This is a genomic window from Deltaproteobacteria bacterium (assembly GCA_016180845.1).
Classification (GTDB): domain Bacteria; phylum UBA10199; class UBA10199; order JACPAL01; family JACPAL01; genus JACPAK01.
The window spans coordinates 772,888-796,303 of record JACPAK010000001.1 but is presented as its reverse complement, the minus strand read 5'-3'; the positions used below and the strand labels follow the sequence as shown (position 1 = coordinate 796,303).

Sequence of the window (23,416 nt, the reverse complement as noted above, 5' to 3'; positions counted from 1 at the left end):
GAGAAATTTATGCTTACTGTCCTTTTAGTTGTCTCCACCACCCGCGAATCCCCCAAGACAGTTGAATATGCCTTGAAGCGAGTGAAGGAACTCAACGCCCGTCTCGTGACCCTCTGCGTGATCGATACAAAGCTCCCCCAGGCAATCCAGGAAAAGCTCGCGGACTCCGGTTTTGTCGGAGACAAACCGGGCGAGGGCTTTTTTAAAGATGTCATGGAGGAGTATCGTCAACGCGGCGAAAGGAAGCTTCAGGAGATTTGCCAAGCGGCAGAGAAACTTTCTATCCCAACAAAAGGGATCTTGCGGGAGGGAGATTTTATCAAGGAATGCCTGAATGCAATTGAGGAAGAAAAGGCGTACGTCGTGATCATCGGGAAGAAAAAGATATCGAAACTGTCTCAATTTATCTTCGGCTCCCCGATCAAACAGATCGAATCGAACGCGCGATGCCCGGTCGAGGTTGTCGAAGAAGACAAGATCTGATTTCTCATATTGATAAAATTCTCAATTTGATAATCACAAAAAAGAACGTTCAAAAAATAAACTTGTTGAAAAATCAAGATAAATCATCGCTCGATTCCAAAAATCATCTTGGCATCAGAATTGCTTTATGCTTTAGTTGAACTCGAATTCAGAAAAGGAGGTCTCATGAGGTTCTCTCTTCTATTGATTGCTCTTCTGACTGTCGGACTATTTTTCTATAGTCAGGATGTCGGGGCACCACCCCGATGCGTCGAGAATGAATGTACCACAACGAGGGGGGATAAGATACCTGTCATTGCTGGCCCAAGAGGACTACCCGGGGCAGCAGGGGCTAGTTGTAGTATCTCGGAAGGCATTGTCACCTGTGGCACAGGTGCTGGGGCAACGAGTTCCGATGTGAGAGGACCGGCGGGGACAGATGGAGCCCCGGGAGCACGTGGGGATCCAGGACCGGCGGGGTGTATGGTGGGCGATCCCTCTTGCACAGCGCTAACCACACTTCCAGTATTTGCAAGCAGTGACCCCGTCACCGTCTATTGCGATAGAAATATCGAGACAGGGGAAATTACAGCCTTTTACTCGGATGCCTCTGGCACTGTTGTCGATACCTATGGTGGTACGAGACCGATTCCTCCCTACGCACCACCCTCTCTACCTTCCTGTAGGACATTGACAACCGTATCAGGTGGAGTTTGTGGCACTAGTTACCTTGCCATAACATATGCTGGTCCTCAGTATTACTATTTTCGTGAATCTGATCGATCGCCTGTAGGAGTTAGCCTGAGCACTGTATCAACACCTCCTGCTAGCAGACAATTGGTTGGGTATCCCGGAGTCTATCTCAATTTTCCAACAGCTACCGCGATAAAGAAAGTTTCCGTCTGTATTGATGCGAGCTCTCTCTTCCCTCCTCCCTCAGATACCCCCTAAGGTTGAAAATTAAAAGGAGACACTGCTGTTTTCAATGGTGTCTCCTTTTCTTCAAAAGCTCAAGTTCGCTCCTAGCTCTTTCAAAGAAAGCGGCGTTCTCTAGGGCATGCTGTAGCAAACCGATAGCACTTTCAGTATGGTTCCTCTCCCTTTCCAACATTGCCTGATAAAAAAGGGCCCAAGATACATGAGGATACTCTTGATAAAGGAGCCTTATCTTTTGTTCAGCATAAAGATAATCTTCCTGTCCGGTTTCGGTCTCCACAATACGAAGAAGAGGATCAAACGCACCCGGCGCCAATCGGTAGGCCAAATCTACCCATCTCTTCCCTTGAACGGCATCTTGTTGATAATAACTCTTCGCAACGGCATAGAGACTTGCCTGATAAGCTGCCAAAAACAAAGTAGCTAAAAACAAAACGACTCCGAAAAAAAAACCAAACGCCTTGTGAGATTTTACTTTGTCGACTGGCAAGATTCCCTTTAAAAAAATCGCCAAATAAAGAGCGGTCAAGGACCGGATCAAGGGAGACAGAAATGTTGTACTGAACTGCCAACTCATCAAACCAACCGTGATCCCCATGAGGGGAACGATTAATTCAATTTTATTGGATCGATCAATCGGGTGTGCCACTTTCTTTGCTCCCCAAACAAAAAACCAGCCCCAAAAAAATAAGAAGAAAAACAAACCAACGAATCCAACCTCAGAGGCTTGGTGCAAAACCTCGTTGTGGGGGTGATAAAACCAGCTAAAAATGGAGGGCTGGCCAAACTCAGGATAAACAAACCGAAAACTCCCAATCCCCCACCCCTTCAGGGGCTTTTGCTCGATCATCTTTAAGGTCGCACCATATTCCAAAAGACGATCTGAAATGTTCGGGTCCTTCCCCCCCTGGAAGATCAGCCTTAACCTCTCGAATGTCGGTTGATCCCGTCTCCCCTGCGGCTGGAGTTGATGGACAACCCCGAAAAGCGCCATCAAAACCATCCCGATAAGTGAGAGCCTCTTCCAAGAAATAATCCCTGAAGTAACCGAAAGAATCCCGCCCAGAACAAAGGCTGAGAAAATACCGACGAGACTTGCACGGGTCCCCGAGATCCAGAGGCCAGCAACAAGCAAAGCCAATGCACTCAACCAAAGAAGCCTCTCCCTCCATTTCCCAGAAACCCAAATGAGATAGAGGGCAAACGGCAGGTGAAGCCCGATAAAATCCCCGTAGTAGGTCATATGCCCAATCGGTGGGTAGATCTCCCTCGGAAAATGGGGCCATGGATCGATCCCATGCAGGCTGAGCCAATTCAAAAGTGCGATCAGGGCGGCTGAGAGAACAGCCATTTTGATCAGGAACTTCCACTCAGCATTGCTTGTTCGGGTCAAAAGCCAGACCGTTCCTCCCCATAAGATCAGACGCGCGATTGCGAGCCACTCCTCGTAGACCGGTTTATTGAGAGAGATCAGACAGGCCAAAAGATAACCGATGAAAAAAAGAAACGGCGCGTTCAAACGAAACTGGAGAGAGGCCCGATCGCGCCAGAGGAACCAAAGTGCAAAGAGGCCGGAACCAACATAGAATAAAGTATTCTTCCAATCATCAAAAGGCCGTGGCCAGGCGGTCGAATAGGTCCAGTAGAGCGCCTGCCACCAGATTAAGAGGAGGACAAAACTAGGTGAGAAGCCTCTCAATTTTCGCAGCGAGGATGAAATCGTTTTCATGGAGTCCATTGATCTTGTGTGTGTAGAGTTCCAGATTCACACGGTTCCAGTTATGAATCAGGATATTCGGATGATGCCCCTCCGCCTCGGCGAGATCCCCGACACGGTTCACAAAGGAAAGCGCCTCTTTGAAGTCCTTGAACTTGAACTCGCGCTGGAGCTTCATCGGCTCCCGGCGGACCAAAACCCAATTCGGCACCTGTGGCAAAAGAGGCTCAATCTGTTCCATTGATAATGGTGAAACATCGCCACGACAGGGGATGCATTTTTTTTGCGAAAGCCCACTCATAGTGGGCTAAATGCTGCTCTCCTCCTCCAAAAAGATCAAGAAGAACGTCAAAGATTGCCCTTGATGCATCGAAACAGTTCAATTTAAGAAGAAGAAATGTTTAATGAGCTCTTCCACCCGATGATCGTCAAATCCTTCTCGGATGACGACCATCCCGCCTACGGTCAGGCGGCCACTGTGGATGAAAAGGGACACCCACAAGTTCGCACCGTCCATTTCCGCTACCTCGAGGATCAGGACAAGATTTCCTTTGCGGCAAACATAAAATCCTCAAAATGGTCGCAGATTGCGAAGAGCCACCGTATCGCCGGCTGTTATTTTGATTCCCATCGTTTGATCCAGTTTCGGTGGGAAGGAGACGCAAGGCTCGTCGATCGTAAAGACGAAAACGAGGGAGATATTGTTCAAAAAATGTGGGGTCTTGTCCGCCCCGATGTCCGATCGGCCTACTGGCTTGACTCTAAAAAAATCTCGCTCACAAAAAAACCGTGGCCGGAGATGGATGTTGACTCCTGTTGCCCAAACTTTGGCATTGTAATCTGTACTCCTAAAGTGTGGGATATCATGGAGGTCAATCCGGATGACTACCGTCTCGATCGAAGGACGGTTCATCAATGGAACGGAAAGCAATGGGAGTCCAAACAGGTTTCGGTCCTGCACGGAAAGGAGCTCTACTAAATGACAAGTTCTATTACCCCTCATGGCGGAAAACTGATCAACCGTCTCCTTGGCGCTTCCGAACAAGAGAAAAAACTGGAACTGGCCCGCTCCCTTCCAAAAATCACCCTTTCCGCCCGTCAACAGAGCGACCTCGACATGATCGCCTGCGGTGCCCTCTCCCCTCTCGAAGGATTTATGGGGGAGAAAGATTATCTCTCCGTGATCAACACAATGAGGCTGACAAACGGACTGCCGTGGACAATTCCGATTACGCTGGCGGTAACGGAGGAAGAGGCAAAAAAAATTAAAATTGGAAATGGTGTGGCGCTTGTAGGGGCGACCGGCCGGTCGCCCCTACTCGCCATCCTCCACCTCGAAGAAAAATATAATGCCCAGCGCGACCTCGAAGCGGAAAAGGTCTACAAAACGACCGACACGGCCCACCCCGGTGTCGCTGCTATTAAGAAGGAAGGGGAGATCTGTCTGGGGGGAAAGGTCGAGGTCCTAAACCGGGTTTCTTATTCCGATTTCCTTGACTCCCGAAAAGACCCGGCGGAACTCCGCACTCTATTTGCCGGAAAGAAATGGCGGCGGATCGTCGCGTTTCAGACCCGAAATCCGATCCACCGCGCCCACGAATATCTCACCAAATCGGCCCTTGAGATTTGCGACGGACTCTTGATCCATCCGATCGTCGGCGAAACGAAGGGAGATGACATCCCCGCCGATGTCCGGATGCGATGCTACGAGGTATTGATCGAAAATTATTACCCGAAAGATCGGGTCGTTCTCTCGGTCAACCCGGCGGCGATGCGCTATGCCGGTCCTCGCGAGGCGATTTTTCATGCCCTGATCCGGAAAAACTATGGCTGCACCCATTTTATCGTTGGCCGCGATCATGCCGGCGTCGGAAACTATTACGGAACTTTTGATGCCCATTTTATCTTCGATGAATTCAAGCCCGAAGAGATCGGGATCACCCCACTCTTTTTCGACCATTCCTTCTTCTGTCATAAATGCGAAGAGATGGCCTCAAACAAGACCTGCCCGCATGGCGCTGAAAGTCGTGTGATCTTGTCAGGCACCAAGGTCCGGGAGATGCTCGCGAAGGGGGAATTGCCCCCTCAGGAATTCTCACGCCCCGAGGTGGCCAGAATTTTAATTGAATCTATGAAACGACCTTGATACCTTTTGCCCCATGTTTTCCACCGCACACGCTGCAAACGGTAACGGCCACCTCTTCCAAATCTTCTGGGGATCAGATCCTGTTGTCAAACTGACCTTGCTGATCCTGATCTCGATGTCAATTGTCTGCTGGGCGATCATTGTCTACAAACATAAGGAGATTAATCGACTCAAGGAATCCTCACTGCACTTTTTCGAGTCGTTCTTGCGTTCCACGAATCTCGATGAGCTTTTGAAAAAACAGGCCCGTGCAGAAAGCCCCCTCTCCAATATCTTCCGGATGGTCTTGGGGGACATGAACCGCAAGACCCCGCTTGCTCAAATTCGACGGAAGGTGGAGAGGGCAGTCGATGAAGAGATCGAACGGATCGAACGTTACATACCTTTCCTTGCAACCACCGGGAGCTCGGCCCCCTTCATCGGACTTTTCGGGACCGTCTGGGGGATCCTCGCTGCCTTCTGGCAGATCGGTCGCGCCGGTTCCACGAGCCTTGCCGTTGTCGGTCCTTTCATTGCTGAGGCACTGATCGCTACCGCCTTTGGTCTCGCCGCGGCGATCCCCGCCGTTATTTTTTATAATCATTTCGTGAACAAAATCCGGCTTTTTTCCCGCGATATCGAAAGCTTCGGGGAAGATCTTGTCCTACGACTTGAGAGGGAATACGGCACCTGATGAAAGCGCATACGCATGGCCAAACACTCTCTGAGATCAACGTCACTCCATTTGTTGATGTTGTTCTGGTCCTGCTCATCATCTTCATGATCACCGCTCCCCTTCTTTCTCAGGGACTCGATGTCGATCTCCCTGAGGCGACCGCGCCCGCCTTGCAGATCAGCGAGCAAGACATTATCATTACGATGAACAAGCAGGGGGAGATGTTCATTATGGACGATCCGGAGGCGTATACTCTCAAGACGATCGAGGAGAAATTGAAGACGATCTTTTCGCATCGAGAAAAAAAGGAACTCCTGCTGAGGGCAGATAAGATCACCCCGTACGGTACCGTCGTTAAGGCGATCGCCCTCTTCAAGGCATCGGGTATTGAACGTGTCGGCATGATTACGGAAGAGGAAAAAGAGAAAAAAGGTTCTTAATGTGGTCTATTCGTTCAACAAAGCCCTCTCTTGGTCAGCTATTTTGCATGCAGGAATTTTTATCTTCCTGATCGCCTCCCCTTTCCTGCCATTCAAACCTTATTCGCGACGCAATGAAAAAGTCACCTGGATCAATCTCCCAAAGGGTGCCACGGGACTTCCTGCAACCAGCATGAAGAAGTCAGAGTGGCTTCCGAAATCAACAATCCAGGAGCAAAAAAAACCTCTTTTGGAAAAAGAAGAACCACAAAAAAAGACCCCTTCGATGACTTATAAGACCAATGAAAAACCAAAGGAGAAGGGGGTCAAGAAGCTAAAAGAAAAAACCGAAGAAGAGAAAAAAATGGAGGAGATCCTTTCACGCGCCAAGCAAGAGGTCACCAAGCGTAAAGTGGCCGAACCTGAGGCAGCCCAGATCGTAAAAGGAACACAGGGCGGTGTCCCGTATGGTTCTACACAAGGTCCCTTTTCTTCTCCCAATGATCTTGAAAGGGCTCAATACACGCTCGAAGTGCGCAATCTGATTGTGAAGGAGTGGATACCTCCCTTAAACACACGAAGCCCGAGTTTAGGATTGATTTGTAAGGTTATAGTCCGTATTAACGAACGGGGCGAGGTGATCGAAACCCGCTGGGATCAGAGATCGGGAAATGAATCTTTTGATCTCTCTGCCCTGCGGGCTATCATGAAGGCCTCTCCTCTAAAACCGCCGCCCGAGAGGCTTAAAATGGAAGCGATTCATGAAGGTTTTATTTTTGAGTTTCATCCTGCTCTTCTTAACGGCCAAACCTAGCGAGGCCCGTCTTTATATTGTTGTTGACCAACCATCCGAAAACAGGTTTCCGATCGCTGTAACGGATCTTGTTCCTGAAGAAGGGAAGAAATCAAAACCGTGGTCCCAACAGCTCACCAAAAAAATCAGGGATGATCTTGAGCTCTCGGGACTCTTTGATTTGATCGACTCGTCCAGTTATCCTTCCAATCCAGAGGCGCTATCCCCCAACCCGGCAACAATCCAATTTGGTCCCTGGACTCTTATTGGGGCCCAAGCGCTCGTGACCGGAAGTTACAGCCTGACAGAAGAAGGGGCGAAGATCTCTCTCCACCTTTATGATCCGTTTCTGGGCCAGCATCTCGTCGGTCGAAACTACAATGCAAAGGAGAGCGAAATCGGCATTATTGCCCATCATTTCTCTGATGAAATCTTACAGGCCCTGACCGGAGAGCGAGGGGTTTTTTCCACACAGATCGCATTCGTTTGTCTGATCGGAAAGAAAAAGGAGATCTGTTCCATGGATATGGACGGGGGGAACCAGCGACAGTTGACACGTCATCGATCGATCGCCATTTCGCCGGCCTGGTCTCCCTCTGGAAAACAGATCGCCTACACCACTTTTAAGTCCGGAGAAAATCCGGAGATCTTTGTGCTTACGGCAGGGGGAGAACCGGAACAGGTCACAGCAACCGGAGGGATCAATCTCTCACCGACCTGGACACCGAAGGGACAGCTGGCTGTTGCAATGGGAATGTCGGGAGACGCCGATCTCTTCCTCCTGAATCTTAAGGGGAAGGTCCTTCAGCAACTCACCGATAGTTTTGGGATTGATATCAATCCTTCGCTCTCTCCTGACGGGCGGGCCTTTGTCTTCGCCTCAGAGCGCGCGGGGCGACTCCACATCTTTCGAGCCGATTCTTCAGGGAGGCAGGTCCGCCGGCTGACCTTCGTCGGCTATCACAATGACAACCCGGACTGGTCCCCTCGCGGAGATAAGATTGTCTTTCAAGGAAGGGATCAGGGGGTCTGGGACCTTTTCATCATGAATAGCGACGGCTCGATGATCCAGCGTCTCACAAGTGAATCGGGAAATAATGAAAGCCCCTCCTGGGCCCCCAACGGCCGGTATATTACATTTGCCTCCACCCGCAACGGCCCCTCCCAAATCTTCATCATGCGCGAGGATGGGTCGAATCAGATCCATGTCGGGCCGCGCATTGAATCGAGACAGCCTGATTGGTCTCCCTGGTTTAAGTGATGTTTGCAACGATTGATATCGGGACAAATTCTGTTCTCTTGCTGATTGCTGATTTGCCCTCACCTCCCTCGATAAAGAAATCCCCCCCGGCCCCCCTTTTTCAAAGTGGGGTGTGTATCGTGACCGATCAGGCCCGAATCACCCGCCTCGGCGAGGGGCTCCATCAATCCGAATCCTTTCTGCCATCCGCGATGAAACGGACCTTACAAGCGCTCGAGGAATACAACACCCTCTGTGAGAAACATCATGTAAAAAAAATTATCTGTGTCGGGACCGCTGCGTTTCGAAAGGCACAAAACGGACAAGAATTTATCTCCGAGATCCAAAAAAGATTCGGGTGGGAGACGAGGATCATCTCGGGAGAGGAAGAGGCGGGGCTCTCGTATCTATCGGTTGAACATGATTTTTCCGCCGAAGGCGGATCCGCCTTCGGCGGAGGGGATCGCTATCAAAACTTGGTGACACTCGACATCGGCGGTGGAAGTACGGAGATCATTTCAAAAGAGGGCGGAGTCAGCCTGGAGCTGGGAACGGTGGTGTTGACGGAGAGGCATTTGAGGCATGCCCCCCCGACTGAAAGTGAGATTTTGGAAATTGATGAAATAATTCTGTCCCAATTGGGGCGGGTCACCCGCCCCTCCTCTGTCACCCTCGTCGCCTTGGCTGGAACAGCCACCACCCTCTCCTCCATAAATCAGAAACTTGCGATCTGGGATCCCTCAAAAATCCAAGGATCCCAAATTTCAATGAAAGAACTTGATCAAATGATCTCAATGTTCCGTCGCATGACACATGATGCATTACGCATGACGCCCGGAATGGTCCCGGGACGCGAAGACACGCTCTTGGCTGGCGCCCTGATCCTGAAGGCGGTGATGGAAAAACTGGGTGCTCATTTTGTCATTGTGAGTGACCGGGGGTTGCGTTACGGACTGTTTTATCAGGAGTTTTTGAATGCCAGAATCCTTTGACGTCATTGTCGTCGGCGGTGGTTGCAACGGCACCGGTATTGCGCGTGATTGTGCGATGCGCGGTTTCAAAACGCTGCTCCTCGAAAAAAATGACTTCGCCGCCGGCACGACCGGCGCCTCGTCGGGGATGATCCACGGCGGTCCCCGCTACCTCCTGAGCGACCCGAAGACCACAAAGCTCTCTTCGCAAGATGCCGGCTATATCCGAAAGATCGCCCCGCACCTCTGCTTCCGGATCCCTTTCCTCTATCCAGTGACAAAAGGGAAAAAGAACTTCATCAAACAACGGATCCGACTGAGTCTCGTCGAAACCTTCTTCCAGGCGTACGACTCCTACTCGAAACTGAAAGGGGGCAAGCCACACACCCGTCTCTCCAAAGAGGAAACCTGGGAGCTTGAACCTTGTGTCTCAAAAGAGATCGTCGGTTCGGTCACCTTCGACGAATGGGGAATTGATACGGAAAGGCTCTGCCTCCTGAATGCCCTCGATGCCCAAAAGCATGGGGCAACGATAAGAAATCATACAGAAGTCACTAAAATTATCCGCGAGGGGGATGTCGTCATCGGCCTTACCGCTCGAGACTGTATGCTTGGAGACGAATCCGAATACCGCTCGTCGATTCTCTTCAATGCCACTGGCCCCTGGACTCCACGGTTTGCTGCCATGGCCGATCTTCAGATAAAGCTCCGCCCCTCAAAAGGAATTCACCTGATCCTGGATCGAAGGATCACAAATGTCGCCGTCGTCTCCCAGTGCATCGATGGTCGAGAGATTTTTATCAACCCACATGAAAATTTCACGCTGCTTGGAACCACTGACGACGATTTTTATGGAGATCCGGATAATATTTCTGTCACCGAGGATGAAGTAGAGTATCTCTTGCAAGGGATGGAGAAGACCTATCCCGAAATCCGGAAGGCCCGCGTGATCAGCACGACACGCGGAGTCCGTCCCACCCTTTTTGGAGATGGGGTCTATGAGAGTGCGCTGTCACGAGATCACCGGATTTTTGATCACGAAAAAGAGGACGGGGTCAAAGGGATCCTCTCGATGGCTGGCGGGAAATTGGCGGCCTACCGACAGATGGCCGAGGAGGCGACGGACAAGATTTGCGAAAAATTAAATCATTGGTCCGCCTGCTCCACCCATCTCGTTCCCTTGCCAGGGGGCGAGAACCTTCCGACACCCGATACCATCTCGAAGGAATTTGACCTCCATCCTTACGTCGCCGAGCGCCTCTTGACACGACATGGAGCCCTCACCTCAACCGTTCTCACGCCAACAAAAGAAAGACCGGAAGAGAAAAGGATCCTCTGTCCGTGTGAACCGATCACGGCAGCCGAGATCCGCTATGCGGTGGAAGAGGAGATGGCGAAGACTTTGGGTGATCTTCAGAGACGCACTTCCCTCGCAAAAGGCCCCTGTCAGGGATCTCAATGCCTGCTCCCTTCCCTCGAAATTCTGAATCCTCATGATCCGATACGTGAACTGAAAAATTTTCTGGAGGAATCGTGGAAGGCGCGGTCGACACTGCTCTGCTGCAAGAGCACCGCCTCACAACCGCTGCTCGCGCAGGAGGAGATGCTTCAGATGATATATAAAGGTGTGCTGGATTTGGGAAATCAATGACGACTCATGTTGCCATCATTGGGTCAGGGATTGCCGCGATCTCGGCGGCCATCGAAGTGGTGTCACAAGGGGCCACGGTCACCGTTATCGGAGGGCGTCCTGGAGCGACCGCCCTTCATTCGGGCGCCTGGGATATCGCCTCTGACCCGACACGCTACCCTCATCAGCCCTGGAACGAAATCCTCTCGCCACTTCATTCGTTAGAGGAGTTGAAGAAACGCCAACCAAATCATCTCTATCATCTGATTGCCCAGAACGGACAGATCCCCAATCTCGCTTCTTTTCTTGTTCAAACTCTTAAACGGCTGGAAAAGGAACTCTCGTACCCTCTTCATGGTTCTCTCGAAAAAAACTTTCTCATCCCAACCCCTCTCGGGACAGTGAAAACTACCGCCTTTGTGGGACCGACTCAGGGTGGGAATCTGCTTGAGATGCAGGGAGGACGGCTCCTGATCATTGGGATCAAAGGCCTCTCGTTCCCCGCCCAGCAACTCGCCGCCACCTTAAAAGATCAGACCACCCGACAGCCGAACCCTTATTGTTCTGACATCATGGTCCGCGAAATTTCGATAAAACATTTGCCAACAACTACCTCCATGGAACTGGCAATGAAATTGGATGAGGATCCGCTGATCGATTCTTTTCATGAAACACTCCTTCGAGAGACCGAACAGGCCCAGGCGACCCACGTCCTCCTCCCCCCTGTCATCGGCCTTCAAAGAACCTCTCATATTTTTTCGCGACTGCGTGAGTCGAAGGAAATCGTCTGGTTTGAATCGCTTGCGATCCCCCCCTCTATCCCCGGCCTGCGACTTCATCACCGCCTCGAAGCCTTTTTGAAAAACGGGAAGGTTCATTTCATCGAAGCCGAGGTTTCCCAAACGAGGACAGAGAAACGACGCGTCCTCGCTGTCAAAACACGCAATGCTCAAGGTCAAGAAGAGGAGCTCCTGATTGACAGGCTCGTTTTAGCCACAGGAAAGTTCATCGGAGGGGGATTGAACCCCTCTCCCCTTCGAGAGTCCCTCTTTGATCTCCCCGTCCCTTCCCCTTCGCCCCTTCTTGCCCCTCATTTTTTTGGTGATCACAGGCTCTTGTCTGCCGGGCTGCGTGTAGGACCGCTGTTGCAACCGGTCGATGAGAAAGGACGGCTTGCTTATGAAAATCTCTGGGCGGCCGGTTCAGTCATCGGGGGATACCAGGCAACTACCGAAGGGTGCGGGATGGGAGTCGCTGTAGCGACAGGGACCCTTGCCGGGAGGCTTGCCGTACATGCTTAAATCACTCCATGCCTATCTGAACCTCGGCTTTCACCTGACCACAATGATGATGAAAAGGGCTGTCAGTTTCCAGCCCCCCGCCCTTAAGCAATTTTTGTCTTTCTATAAGGATGACTTCATCCTCCCCTATTCCCTTGAGGACAAAGACCCCAGCCTCGCTCGATGTATTCTCTGTGGCCTCTGTGACTCACTCTGCCCGGCCCTCAAAACGAATTCTGGCAAGAAGATCCTCGGCCCCTCTTTTTTCCCGATGATCGCCCGGTCGGTTCCTGATTTTGTCCCTTCCCTCCCCGAAGACTTCGATGAGGCCTGCCAAGAATGTCGCGGATGTGAGGCGATCTGTCCGGAGAAGGTCCCGATCAGAAAGGTCATTGCATTTATAAAAAACAAGAAAGAAAAGGGGAGCCTGTGAAAACCGAGTTCCTCAAGGCCTTACAGAAAATCATGGGATCCGAGCGGGTAACAGTCGATCAGACGAATCGTCACCTTTACTGTCGAGACATGATGACAGGCTCCCTTCTGGAGCTCAAGGCAGGGCATCAACCCCACCTTCCGGACATCATCTGTTGGCCGGAAAACGTCCGAGAGATCTCCCAGGTTTTAAAAACAGCCAATCGATTTCGGATCCCTGTGATCCCCTTCGGGGGAGGATCTGGTGTCTCTGGAGGAACTCTACCCCTCCATGGCGGACTGATCATTGACCTCAAGCGGATGAATCGGATCGAGAAAATCGACGGCCCCTTCCTGAAAGGGATCCCTCACTACCGCGCGACTGCCCAATCCGGAATCCTCGGCGAACATCTGGAATCACAACTCAATCGAAAAGGATTTACGCTGGGGCACTTCCCCTCCTCGATCCTCTGCGCAACCCTTGGTGGTTACTTGGCAGCCCGATCGGCAGGTCAACTCTCCTCCCGCTATGGAAAAATCGAGGATATGGTCGAGGCGATCGAGGCGGTGCTCCCCTCCGGCCAGATCATCTCGTTTGATGGCCGGATAAGGGATTACAAATCCGCCCTGCCGCGGGATCTTCTCGTCGGAACCGAGGGGACCCTCGGTATTATCACGCGAGCCCGGTTGAAAATCTATCCCAAGGCCCCTGCGGCACGATACCGTGGCATCTCCTTCAATCAGATTCCCCACGCCTTGACCGCCATCCGCGAGATCATGCAGTCAGGTCTTCGTCCTTCTGTGATCCGCCTCTACGACCCTTTGGATACCCTTCTCCTGCAATTCGGATATGAGACGGGCAATCGCACTTTTCCAAAAAAAATCGGGAAATTGTTGGGCCCCCTGAAAAATAATCTCTTTCACCTCCTGATCCGCAACCCCCTCCTGCCTCAAAAAATATTCTCCCTGATCCCCTCTGATGCCCTCTTGATCCTCGGCTTCGAAGGAGATGCCAACCTGATCGAGGAGCAGGAGAAGAAGGCGATCGAGATTTGCAACCACCAACTCGCCAAGGATGAAGGAGAGGGGCCGGGACGTCATTGGTTAAAACACAGATATAGCGTCTCCTTCAAAATGCCGGATCTGATCGAAAAGGGCTGTTTCGTCGATACGATTGAGGTCGCAGCGACATGGGACAAGCTTCTGACACTTTATCACAAGGTCCGTGCAACACTTGAGAAATACTGTCTCGTCCTCGCCCACTTCTCCCACGCCTACCCGGAGGGATGTTCTATTTACTTTACCGTCGTCGGCCAAACAGCGTCCCGCGAAAAAGATTACGAGACTTATCAAACAATCTGGAATCGGGCGATGGAGAATTGCCTCGAGGCTGGCGGGACGATCAGCCATCATCACGGGATCGGTCTTCTAAAATCAAAATGGATGCCGAGGGAGTTAGGAGAGGGTCTGAAATTTTTCCAGGCAATGAAGAAAAAATTGGACCCGAATGGAATCATGAATCCGGGGAAAATGGGGTTATGAAAGAATTTTCCATTGATGATATCTCGCTCACCGTCACTTGTGATGTCACTCTGAGGCTCGCTGAACTCGAGAAGAAACTTGAGCAGAGGGGGTACACGCTCGGCTATGAACCGATCAGCGGAAACAACGCGACCCTCCGCCAACTCCTCGACCAGGCGATTCTGAATCATTGGGCTGCCCGATATGGGGAAATCGGTGACATCTGCATGGCCCTGCTCGTTGAAAGCAAAATGGGGAAGATCCAGACCAAAAAAGTTCCTCGAGCGGCGACCGGGCCCGATCTCAAGAAGATTTTTATTGGATCACGAGGTAGCTACGGGAAGATCCTCGAGGCGACCTTTCGAATCTCCCCTCTTCCAGAAAAACAGAAAATGGTCAGAATTGTGCTCAAACAGAAACAGCACAAAAAACCCTTCCTCTTGAAGGTCCTCGAGAGTGGTCTCCGACCGGCGGAGATTCAAGAAAAAGGACTCCGGTTTTCCTTCAATCTCCACGGCCCTTCCTCAATCGTTCACGCCGAGGAGGCAACATTGAAAAAAATTGTGAAAAACATGGGGGCTCGTCTTGGATCCTAAACAGACCACTTCACTCTGCAACTCCTGTCCCAAGCTCTGTCGTTTCAGCTGTCCTGTTTCCGATGCCGATCGGGATGAGGCGACGACCCCATGGGGCAAGATGAGCACCATGAAACTTGTTGATGAGGGTAAACTGACCTGGAACCCTGAAACAGCCTCCCTCGCCTACAAGTGTCTTCAGTGCCGCGCATCGGAAACCGTCTGCGAGCTTGGCAATCCTGTTCCGGAAACCCTGGAACAGTACCGTATCAAGGCGTTTCGAACCGGGATCGCCCCGGCCCCTGTCTATGAAAATGTGAAAATTTTTCAGAATCATAACAACCCGTATCCGATCGATCTGTTTGATAAATTAAAAACGAACTTCCCGGAGGAGATCATTTCAAATCTCCCCCACTCCCCCTCTTTGACAAAGAGGGGGCTGGGGGGGGATTCTAAGATCACCTATTTCCCCGGCTGCACGGAAATCCGTTATTTTCCGGAGACAATCGGGAAGACGCTAAAGTTATTGAGGGGACTCAAGATCAAAATCAGCCTTTACCAAGAACCGATCCTCTGCTGTGGCTACCCCCTTTATGCTGCCGGCGATCTCGAGTCTTTTCGAGAGTTGGCCGAGATCAATATCCCGGCTTTAAAAAGATACCGCGAGGTCTGGAGCAGCTGCGCCGAATGCCTCTACACAATGGAGACGCTGTATCGGGAGATGGGGTATAAGATTTCGACGCAGTTTTTTCATGTGAGTGAGAAATTGGATCTGAGGCGGGTGGCTGGGGGTCGGGCGCCCGCCCGCGCGCAACGGGTGAGCACGGGTGGGCGGAACCCCCAGACAGGACCCGCCTCAGTTGCCTACCACGACCCCTGTTTCCTCGGTCGCTATCGCGGAGTTTATGAGGCGCCGCGCAAAATCATTGAGTCTGTGACCGGTCAACCCCCCCTCGAATTTTTTCGAAACCGCGAAAATAGTTACTGCTGTGGCGCTGGGGGGCTCTTGCCGATCACATCTCCGGAGACATCGCGTAAAATTACTGAAAATCGCCTTGAGGAGTTTCGGGCGACCGGGGCAACAACATTGGTAACAGCTTGTCCAGGATGCGTGCATCAGTTTAAGAAGGTGGATCCGAAACTGGATGTGGTGAGTTTGATTGATTTCATAGCAATATAGTTATGGGAAAAACCATCGCCATCATCAATCCTACCGCCGGCGGGTATCGCACCAAAAGGCTCTGGCCGCAGCTTGAAAAACCTCTTCGCAAGCTCTTTCCCGATCTGGAGATTTTCTGGACAGTCGCCAGGGGGGATGCCTGCCAACTTGCGAAATCCCATTCCGGGGAGGCCGATCTGGTCCTCGCCTGTGGAGGAGACGGCACAATCCACGAGGTAGCCAATGGAATGTTACAACAGGCAGAGTCTGGAAAATTGCCATCACTCGGCATCATTTCATTAGGAACAGGAAGTGATCTGATCAAAAGTCTCGGCATCCCGTCAGATCCATTTCAGCAGATTGAAATCCTCGGAAGAAAACGGGAGACGCAAATCGATGTCGGTGAGATTGACTATGCGACACCCAACGGAAGGGGTAAAAGTTTTTTCTTAAATATTGCCGACGCCGGGATGGGGGCCGATGTCCTGAGACGGCTGGGGCACTCTCGTACCCTCTTGGGACGGCGACTCGCCTACCTCTTTTCAACGTTACATTCCTACCGAAACCGAAAACCGGCTGAGATGAAGATCCTGATTGATGGAGATGAATCATGGTCCGAAAAGGCGCTCTTGATTGCCGTTGCCAATGGAAAATCTTTCGGTGGAGGGATGCAGATCGCCCCTCACGCAGATCTTCGAGACGGCCTCCTCGATCTGGTTGTGGTCCGCGACCTCCCTCCCTGGTGGCTCCCCTTCGCCCTCCCCTGTCTCTATCTCAAGAAGATTAACCTGTTGCCACAGGTCGAAATAAAAAAGGCCAAACAGATTGAGATCTCATCCAAAGAGGAGGTTTTTCTTGATATTGATGGGGAGCTTGTCGGGTCTCTCCCTGTCTCCTTCAAAATTCGCCCGCAGGCCCTGTCTGTCAGGGTCCCCTAACATCGCTTGATTTTACGAGAGCCCCCCTGTATTTCTGAGCCCCTCTATGGGCTTTTTATACCGATCGCTTGGAAGACTCCTGAATTGGACTATCCAACACCCGACCCTCATTCTGATTGCAACCGCACTGGTAACGATCGCATCGATTTACGGTTCCCAAAAAATCCGGCTTATAAGCAACTTCGCCGACCTCCTGCCTCAGGATCATCCTGCTGTCATTCGGGCAAAAGAACTCGAAAAAATTGTTGGGGGGGCCAGTTTTGTTGTGGTGGCTGTCCAGACCGATCGACCGGAGGCGGCAGACCGCTTCCTGACCGACTTGCGCCATAAGATTGACGGATGGGAAGAGATCCGAACGATCGACGATCACCCTCCCCATGAATTTTTCAGAAAAAATGGCCTTCTTTATCTCTCCCTCGAAGAGCTCGACCAGCTTCATGAGAAAATCCAAAAAGGGATTGAAAAAGAAAAATTAAAAAAGACGCGGCTCTTTATCGACCTCGAAGAGGGGGACGGACTCGCCGCTGAAATAGAGAAGTTTCCGGATCAGTATCGTGGACAATTCCAGATCCTGCCTCGATATCAAAATCAAAAAGGGAACCTTTTCGTTTCGCTGATAAAACCAGCCTGGAGGGCTACAGATGTCTCCTCGACGAAGGCCTTCCTTGGGAAGTTGGAACAGGTGATCGCAGACCTGAACCCGAAATCTTACGCCCCTTCCCTCTCTGTCCGATTCACGGGACCTTATGTCAAAACACTGACCCAACAGAAGATCCTTTTAAAAGATGCCTTCCTTGTCTCGCTCATTGCCTTTGCAGGGGCCCTTCTTTATCTCCTCCTCCACTTCGGCGAGTTGAGAGCGGTCCTCCTGATCTCAATCCCGCTTGTCATCAGTGTCTCCTGGTCGCTGGGGGTGACCTACCTCATCTTCGGTAGTTTGAATTTCTTCAGTTCCGCTGCTGCCGCCATCCTTCTGGGAATAGGCGTCGAGTATGGGATTCATTTTTATACTGAATACGGAAGATACTGTTCTGAGGGAGAACCACCTCCAATGGCTCTAAAGCGCTCGGCAAAATACCTGGGGAGAACCTTTGTCGTTGCCTGCTCAACAACAGCCGCCTCTTTTTTTGCCCTTTCCTTAAGTCGGTTCAAGGCCCTTTTTGAAATGGGAGTCATTGCAGGGGTGGGAATCATTCTTTGTGCCCTCGCCTTCTTATTCATCTTCCCACCCCTTGTCCTCACTGCAAATAAAATGAGACCGGGGAAAGCTCCGATTCGCGCCTTCAAAAACCTTTTCCGTTTCGAATTCAACAACCTCTCCAAACTCTCAGGAAAAATCCTCTCAATAAAAGGGTTTGCCCTGATAAGCGCTTTGCTCTTTCTCCCCCTCCTCACACTCGGCTTTGGTAAATTAAGATTTGATTACAATCTGAACAACCTCTTTGGCACTCAAGAGACAAAAAGCCTGGATCAGGAAATAGATGGGATCTTCAACCACACCGTGAACCCTGAAATTATCCTGTCACGTGACAGGACAGAGGCAGGGCATATTGCAGAGGCCCTCCGATCGAATCAACGCTCAAAGCCAAAAGATCGGTCAATGATTGCAGAGGCACTCTCCTTAAATGACTTCATCCCGAAAGACCAAGACCAAAAAAGGAAAAAAATCTCTAAAATAGCCTCCCTCTTCACGCCAGAACTCCTCCATAAGCTCCCCCTAAAGAAAAAGGAGATCTTTGATGAATTCAAATCACTACTAACCCCCGGCGACGTGACGCTGGAGATCCTCCCCCCTCAAATTCTGGACAAATTTACGGACCAAAATGGAGAGTTGGGCAGAATGGTCTTTGTTTTTCCTAATTTTGATATGCATGAGGGGGAAAAGTTCATGCAGTTCTATGAGGAGATTCGAGAGACACATTGTGAGGCCTGCCAGGCTTCCTTTGACACCGCAGGTGAATGGACCCTCTTTCATGAAATCGTTAAGATGCTCTTTCGTGAAGGAAAGTTTGTTATCGGTTTTTCTCTGCTGGCGATCCTGATCTCTTTCGGGATCCATTATCGGTCCCTGCAAAAAACTCTCCTTGTCTTCATGCCCCTGGGAGTCGGCATGGCAGCGACGCTTGGCTGGATGGGGCTCCTGAATATCCCCTTTAACATCATTAATCTCGCCGCCATTCCTATCCTTTTTGGCATTGCCGACGATTATAATGTCCATCTTTTCCAGCGGGTGCATGAAAATCCTGATCTTGCCCCACGAGAGATTCTTAACAACTGTTTCCGTCCTATTATCGGCTCCGTCCTCACGACACTCATTGGATTTGTATCACTTGGGGCAGCCAATATGGGAGCGGTTCGATCCTTTGGTTACGTTTGTGTCATCGGAATCTTTTTTTGTGCGGTATCAACCCTGCTTTGGTTCCCTGCCCTTTTGACTCTCATGAAAAAGAGAGAAGAAAAAAGAGCGCCCGCTCTCATTGAAACTTTTGATGAATCCCCCACTTCTTAATCCCTTGCTTAAACGCCTCTTTATCCTGGTCGCCTTGGTCTTTATTTCACCACCCCTCTTGAGTGACAGCACACCAAATGTCCCGATCGAAGATCCTGTTTACCGGGAGATCGATAAGCTAATGGCCGTTGGACTCGTCAAAGAAGTTATTCTGTCTCAACGTCCTTGGAGTCGGAGCGAGATTGCGAGGATTTTAGCAAGGGCGATAGAAAACCGAAAGGAGATCCCCAGTGAAGAGGCAAGACAAACTGTTTGGATAACGATCGATCGCCTATTGACCAAATTACAAAGCAGGTTTCGACAGGAACTCATCGACCTCGGAACCCTAGAAGGAGAATCCCCCAAGATTATTATTCGTCCTCTAGAAACGGCTCAGTTCGATTACACGCTTCTTGATAGTCCCTCCCGGTTGGTTCCAACATCCAACGGCTTGGGGCAGATTGATGCCACTATAAATCCATTCGTCGAGAATCAGAATGGAAAACACTTTGTTGATGGAAACAGCTTGAGACTTGAAACAACCCATTGGGTAAAATTGTCAAAATATTTCTCACTCTATGCGGAACCTCAAGTTGAGGCCTTGGCCCCCAACACAGGGTCATCAGACCTGAATCTGCTCGCACAAAAACTCTATGGGAAGGTTGCCTATAAAAATCTGGAGCTTGAAGTCGGTCGTGATGAGCTGATCTGGGGGCAGAGTCCCCATGGAGGACTGATTCTTTCCGATAACGCACGACCCCTCGACATGCTTAAGGCGGGAACGATCTCTCCTTTTTATTTACCAGGTTTTTTGAAATATGTCGGTCCGACGACCTTTCAGCTTTTTTTTGCGGATATGGGACCGGAGCGTGAATTTCCGCACGCCATCCTGTCGGGATATAGAGTTTCGCTTCTACCCGTCACTTTTTTCGAGATCTCCCTCAACCATGTGGTGATGATGGGAGGCAACGGCGCAGATGATCCAACACCGATGGAAGCGATCGGAGAATACACGGGGATTCTGAGCACCGCCACTGGCAATCGACACCAGGGAGCGTTCACAAATCGCCTTTTCAGTGGAGAAGCGAGGGTTGTTATTCCACCTCTTCGAAATTCTGCTTTTTATGTAGAAGCTGGATTCGATGATACCAATACCGAAATCGACGTCCTTTTGCAGGATGATGCTACCTACTTAACCGGATTTTACATCCCGAGGCTCTCCTCCTCCGGTTCCACAGACCTAAGGCTGGAATATCGGCATATCCCTGCCCTAACCTATCGGCATACTCAGTATCTGTCCGGTTTTACCCTCAACCAAAAGATGTTGGGTGCCAATACAGGCCCAGATAGTGATAGCGCCACAGCCCTGCTCCAAATCGACCTCCCCGACTATTATTCCTATAACCTGAGCGTTGCCTATGAGTGGAGAGATAGTGATCTCTTTACAACGATAACTGAGGGAAGCAGCATTCTGGATATTTTAAAAAGACAGGACAATCCATCAGAACAAAGATGGCGAATTCAAAACAATATTTCCAAAGAAATAAGAAATGGATTAGAAGCAAAAATTGGATTTGGTTATGAAAGGGTCAATGATTTCGGCTTTGTCGCTGGAGATGACAGAAACAATCTCAAACTTAGCTTCTCACTGAAACTTTTCCCATCTTTGATTCAGCATAGTCCTTCAGGAAGACGTAGGTGAGTGAGAGGATGAGGGAGAGAAAAAAGAAAACGATAACAAACTGCATTCGATTGGGCTTATCCTTTTTCGTAGGAATCCTTGCCCAGTCAATGATCTGAAAATTTAACTCTTCTTTTGTTTCATCAATTTTCGCCATCTCATACTGTTGTGTCAGAAGTGAATTCACTTGGCCCAAAAGTTCTCTCTTGTATGTGAGGTACTGCAAATAAACCTGCTGGGGAACATCAGAAACAATTCGGGCATTTTTGATTTTCTCATCTATTTTTTTTACTTCTTGTTGTAATTCATCTGCCTTTTCTATGCCTGCATAGGCATTGGAAACACCAGCCAAAAGAGAAGGAATAGTCGAGTTGTCGGCTTTCTCCTCCCTCTCCTTTATTTCAGGAGCACCTATCTCTTTAAGCAGGGCAAAGTCTTCCTGTGTGGAGATATCCACATCTACTTTAGCATCAACATTCGAAATCTTCTTGGCTCCATAAAAATCGGACAATTCTTTACCTGACTCCAAGAGATCTCGGTTGTTCCGTGCTAACTGGGTTTCAATGAAAATACGGTTTCGCTTTGCAGACGAAAATACACTCTCACGAATATGATCCGCGAGTTCTTCAATATAAATATTAACCAACTTGGCTGCCAACTCAGGGTTCTCCACTTCAGATTCGATCTCGACCAACTGGCTCTTCCTGTCCTCCTTAAAGGAGACTTTTGTCAAAAGAAGATTAATAGCCACTTCTGTCCCCGGCAATTCATTTTCCGCAACCTTCCAACGAAGTTCTTTTTTGTTCCAATATTGTGGATAGAGAATCTTCAAAAGGTCATGCTTTTTAATAACTTTTTCAGCGAGGGCGCGACTCTTCAGGACAGCCAAGATCTGGTTCACAGAGGTATTGGCCCCACCAGCCCCAGCAAGAAATCCCAATAAGCCCATCTGAGCACTTGACATGAAACTTCCCACCGACTTTCCACCGACAGGATAGATCGTCCCCAGGGCCTTAAATGACTTGGGTAACATGAGGCTGATGATAATCGATGCAGCTGTCACAAAACCAACACAACCAAAAATTATTTTCTTGTAGCGTAAGGCAATTCGTACATAACCAGATAAACTGATTTCTTGTTCCATTGATTCTCTCCCACTTTCCATAATATATTTATCTCGTAAGGGTCAAAACCGTTGTTGTAATCCCAAGGGCAGAAGTAGAAATACCAAGGACTAGAGACAACAAACTCTCCGGTGCCATATATTTTTCGGGGACGATAATCGAATCACCCGGATTGATTGACGTGTCATCCTTTGCCTTTATCCGTCTGCCATCCGTTGTCAAGACAACTATCTTCCTCCTCTTAGCAAGCTTCGTCAGCCCCCCCGCCAGGGTCAGATATTGTCGAGTACCATAGTAGGGGCTATAGGGATAAGGCCCCGGCACACCCACAGCGCCCAAGACAAAGATCCTCTCCTCATAAGAGGGGTAGAAGAGGGCGTTGTCACCCGGCAGGTTGGCAAGGTTGTAATCAAACTTCTTGTCCTCGGTCAGGATGTGAGGAATGACGACAACGTCCGCATTCTCAATCTCAAACTTCTCCCGGTTCTCTGGAACATTCTCCACCTCAAGCACTTCCTTGACGCCGTGATTAAAACGAATAATCTTCACCATCGCCGGATTCCCAACCCCTGGAGTGAATCCTCCACCAAGGTCAACAAGATCCTTCAATGTCTTTTCATTTTTTATCTCATAGCTACCGGGTCTTTTGACAGGGCCCGCTATTTGAACTACCTTTTGTCTTAAAGGGATAAAAACAACATCGTTGTCAAGTAGATAGGGGTTTGCATCGAGATTGCCAAACATCGTAAAGGATAGGAAATCGACTTCCCGGGTTCCCCCTTCTTTGCGGCGTATCTGAATACGGCGTTGTGAACCACGTTCCGTTATCGATTCGGCTTTTTGAAGGACCTCCGCGAGGCGGGTTGAGGCTGGAACCCGATAGGTCCCCGGTTTACTAACCTCCCCCAAGACATGAACCTGATAGGTCAAACCACCGTAGGTCGACTCCTGAAACACAGGATAGCCACCAAAGCCGGGGAGTGAAGAACTCCCTTTATCCTCTTTACTACCAAAACTGCTTCCTTCTATACGGGAATCGTTCTGCGCGTTCTGTGTGGCTGCCTTAGCGGCGCTGTGGCTCATCTGTGTATAGAGAGGTTGATTCCAAGAAATCAAGCTAACTATCAGAAGTAAAATAGTTTTTTTTAAATACGCCGAGCGTGTCCTCATAGAAGTTTCCCTTAAAAAATTGGTGGCGATCTCTACTAACCATTCTTTTTTTTGTCAAACGAATAATGTTCGGTCACTAAACATTTTTCTCCATTTTAAC

At 50.0% G+C, this 23,416-nt stretch carries 22 protein-coding genes; 18 read left to right on the top strand and 4 right to left on the bottom strand.

Annotated features, from left to right (window positions below):
* Positions 1–9: 9 nt before the first annotated feature.
* A complete protein-coding gene (locus HYT76_04070) occupies positions 10–483 on the top strand; it encodes a universal stress protein (GenBank protein ID MBI2082726.1) in 474 nt (157 codons plus the stop codon).
* Between the two features lie 165 nt (positions 484–648).
* Positions 649–1,413, top strand: coding sequence for a hypothetical protein (locus tag HYT76_04065; GenBank protein ID MBI2082725.1), 765 nt, complete (start codon positions 649–651; stop codon positions 1,411–1,413).
* 31 nt (positions 1,414–1,444) lie between these two features.
* On the opposite strand, the gene HYT76_04060 is transcribed toward HYT76_04065, so the two are convergent.
* Both HYT76_04060 and HYT76_04055 read right to left on the bottom strand, forming a co-directional pair.
* Positions 1,445–3,127 carry an O-antigen ligase family protein gene (locus HYT76_04060; GenBank protein ID MBI2082724.1) on the bottom strand — a complete coding sequence of 561 codons (1,683 nt, stop codon included), beginning with the start codon at positions 3,125–3,127 and terminating at the stop codon, positions 1,445–1,447.
* Positions 3,078–3,416 carry a 4a-hydroxytetrahydrobiopterin dehydratase gene (locus tag HYT76_04055; GenBank protein MBI2082723.1) on the bottom strand — a complete coding sequence of 113 codons (339 nt, stop codon included), beginning with the start codon at positions 3,414–3,416 and terminating at the stop codon, positions 3,078–3,080. The genes HYT76_04060 and HYT76_04055 overlap by 50 nt, the downstream gene beginning before the upstream one ends.
* 96 nt (positions 3,417–3,512) lie before the next feature.
* Between HYT76_04055 and HYT76_04050 the strand changes: the two genes are divergently transcribed.
* Genes HYT76_04050 through HYT76_03975 form a run of 16 tightly spaced genes read left to right on the top strand, consistent with a single transcriptional unit; the run spans position 3,513 to position 21,043 of the window.
* Positions 3,513–4,094 carry a pyridoxamine 5'-phosphate oxidase family protein gene (locus tag HYT76_04050; GenBank protein MBI2082722.1) on the top strand — a complete coding sequence of 194 codons (582 nt, stop codon included), beginning with the start codon at positions 3,513–3,515 and terminating at the stop codon, positions 4,092–4,094.
* Positions 4,095–5,261, top strand: coding sequence for a sulfate adenylyltransferase (sat, locus tag HYT76_04045; GenBank protein ID MBI2082721.1), 1,167 nt, complete (start codon positions 4,095–4,097; stop codon positions 5,259–5,261).
* 13 nt (positions 5,262–5,274) lie between these two features.
* The gene (locus tag HYT76_04040; protein ID MBI2082720.1) at positions 5,275–5,934 is read left to right on the top strand and encodes a MotA/TolQ/ExbB proton channel family protein; all 660 of its coding nucleotides are present in this window, start codon (positions 5,275–5,277) and stop codon (positions 5,932–5,934) included.
* On the top strand, positions 5,934–6,356 hold the full coding sequence (locus HYT76_04035) for an ExbD/TolR family protein (GenBank protein MBI2082719.1): 423 nt from the start codon (positions 5,934–5,936) through the stop codon (positions 6,354–6,356). The genes HYT76_04040 and HYT76_04035 overlap by 1 nt, the downstream gene beginning before the upstream one ends.
* 43 nt (positions 6,357–6,399) lie before the next feature.
* Entirely contained in the window at positions 6,400–7,149 is a 750-nt protein-coding gene (locus HYT76_04030; protein ID MBI2082718.1) for a TonB C-terminal domain-containing protein, read from the top strand.
* Positions 7,097–8,389: a Tol-Pal system beta propeller repeat protein TolB gene (tolB, locus tag HYT76_04025; protein MBI2082717.1), complete on the top strand. Its 1,293-nt coding sequence runs from the start codon at positions 7,097–7,099 to the stop codon at positions 8,387–8,389. The genes HYT76_04030 and tolB overlap by 53 nt, the downstream gene beginning before the upstream one ends.
* Positions 8,389–9,360, top strand: a complete 972-nt coding sequence (locus HYT76_04020; protein ID MBI2082716.1) for a Ppx/GppA family phosphatase — start codon at positions 8,389–8,391, stop codon at positions 9,358–9,360. The genes tolB and HYT76_04020 overlap by 1 nt, the downstream gene beginning before the upstream one ends.
* On the top strand, positions 9,344–10,990 hold the full coding sequence (locus HYT76_04015; protein ID MBI2082715.1) for a glycerol-3-phosphate dehydrogenase/oxidase: 1,647 nt from the start codon (positions 9,344–9,346) through the stop codon (positions 10,988–10,990). The genes HYT76_04020 and HYT76_04015 overlap by 17 nt, the downstream gene beginning before the upstream one ends.
* Positions 10,987–12,270 carry an anaerobic glycerol-3-phosphate dehydrogenase subunit B gene (locus tag HYT76_04010; protein MBI2082714.1) on the top strand — a complete coding sequence of 428 codons (1,284 nt, stop codon included), beginning with the start codon at positions 10,987–10,989 and terminating at the stop codon, positions 12,268–12,270. The genes HYT76_04015 and HYT76_04010 overlap by 4 nt, the downstream gene beginning before the upstream one ends.
* On the top strand, positions 12,263–12,682 hold the full coding sequence (locus tag HYT76_04005; protein ID MBI2082713.1) for a hypothetical protein: 420 nt from the start codon (positions 12,263–12,265) through the stop codon (positions 12,680–12,682). The genes HYT76_04010 and HYT76_04005 overlap by 8 nt, the downstream gene beginning before the upstream one ends.
* Entirely contained in the window at positions 12,679–14,202 is a 1,524-nt protein-coding gene (locus HYT76_04000; protein MBI2082712.1) for an FAD-binding oxidoreductase, read from the top strand. Before HYT76_04005 ends, HYT76_04000 begins: the two co-directional genes overlap by 4 nt.
* Positions 14,199–14,777: an FAD-binding oxidoreductase gene (locus tag HYT76_03995; GenBank protein MBI2082711.1), complete on the top strand. Its 579-nt coding sequence runs from the start codon at positions 14,199–14,201 to the stop codon at positions 14,775–14,777. Before HYT76_04000 ends, HYT76_03995 begins: the two co-directional genes overlap by 4 nt.
* The gene (locus HYT76_03990) at positions 14,767–15,936 is read left to right on the top strand and encodes a (Fe-S)-binding protein (protein ID MBI2082710.1); all 1,170 of its coding nucleotides are present in this window, start codon (positions 14,767–14,769) and stop codon (positions 15,934–15,936) included. The genes HYT76_03995 and HYT76_03990 overlap by 11 nt, the downstream gene beginning before the upstream one ends.
* A gap of 2 nt (positions 15,937–15,938) precedes the next feature.
* Positions 15,939–16,853, top strand: coding sequence for a diacylglycerol kinase family lipid kinase (locus HYT76_03985; protein MBI2082709.1), 915 nt, complete (start codon positions 15,939–15,941; stop codon positions 16,851–16,853).
* Positions 16,854–16,899: 46 nt separating this feature from the next.
* Entirely contained in the window at positions 16,900–19,362 is a 2,463-nt protein-coding gene (locus tag HYT76_03980; protein MBI2082708.1) for an MMPL family transporter, read from the top strand.
* Positions 19,363–19,366: 4 nt separating this feature from the next.
* The gene (locus HYT76_03975; GenBank protein MBI2082707.1) at positions 19,367–21,043 is read left to right on the top strand and encodes a hypothetical protein; all 1,677 of its coding nucleotides are present in this window, start codon (positions 19,367–19,369) and stop codon (positions 21,041–21,043) included.
* Here the strand turns inward: HYT76_03975 and HYT76_03970 are convergent.
* The gene (locus tag HYT76_03970) at positions 20,979–22,166 is read right to left on the bottom strand and encodes a hypothetical protein (protein ID MBI2082706.1); all 1,188 of its coding nucleotides are present in this window, start codon (positions 22,164–22,166) and stop codon (positions 20,979–20,981) included. The two genes, HYT76_03975 and HYT76_03970, sit on opposite strands and share 65 nt — an antisense overlap.
* 28 nt (positions 22,167–22,194) lie before the next feature.
* Complete coding sequence (locus HYT76_03965; GenBank protein ID MBI2082705.1) at positions 22,195–23,229, bottom strand: SLBB domain-containing protein; 1,035 nt, start codon at positions 23,227–23,229, stop codon at positions 22,195–22,197.
* Between the last annotated feature and the right edge of the window lie 187 nt (positions 23,230–23,416).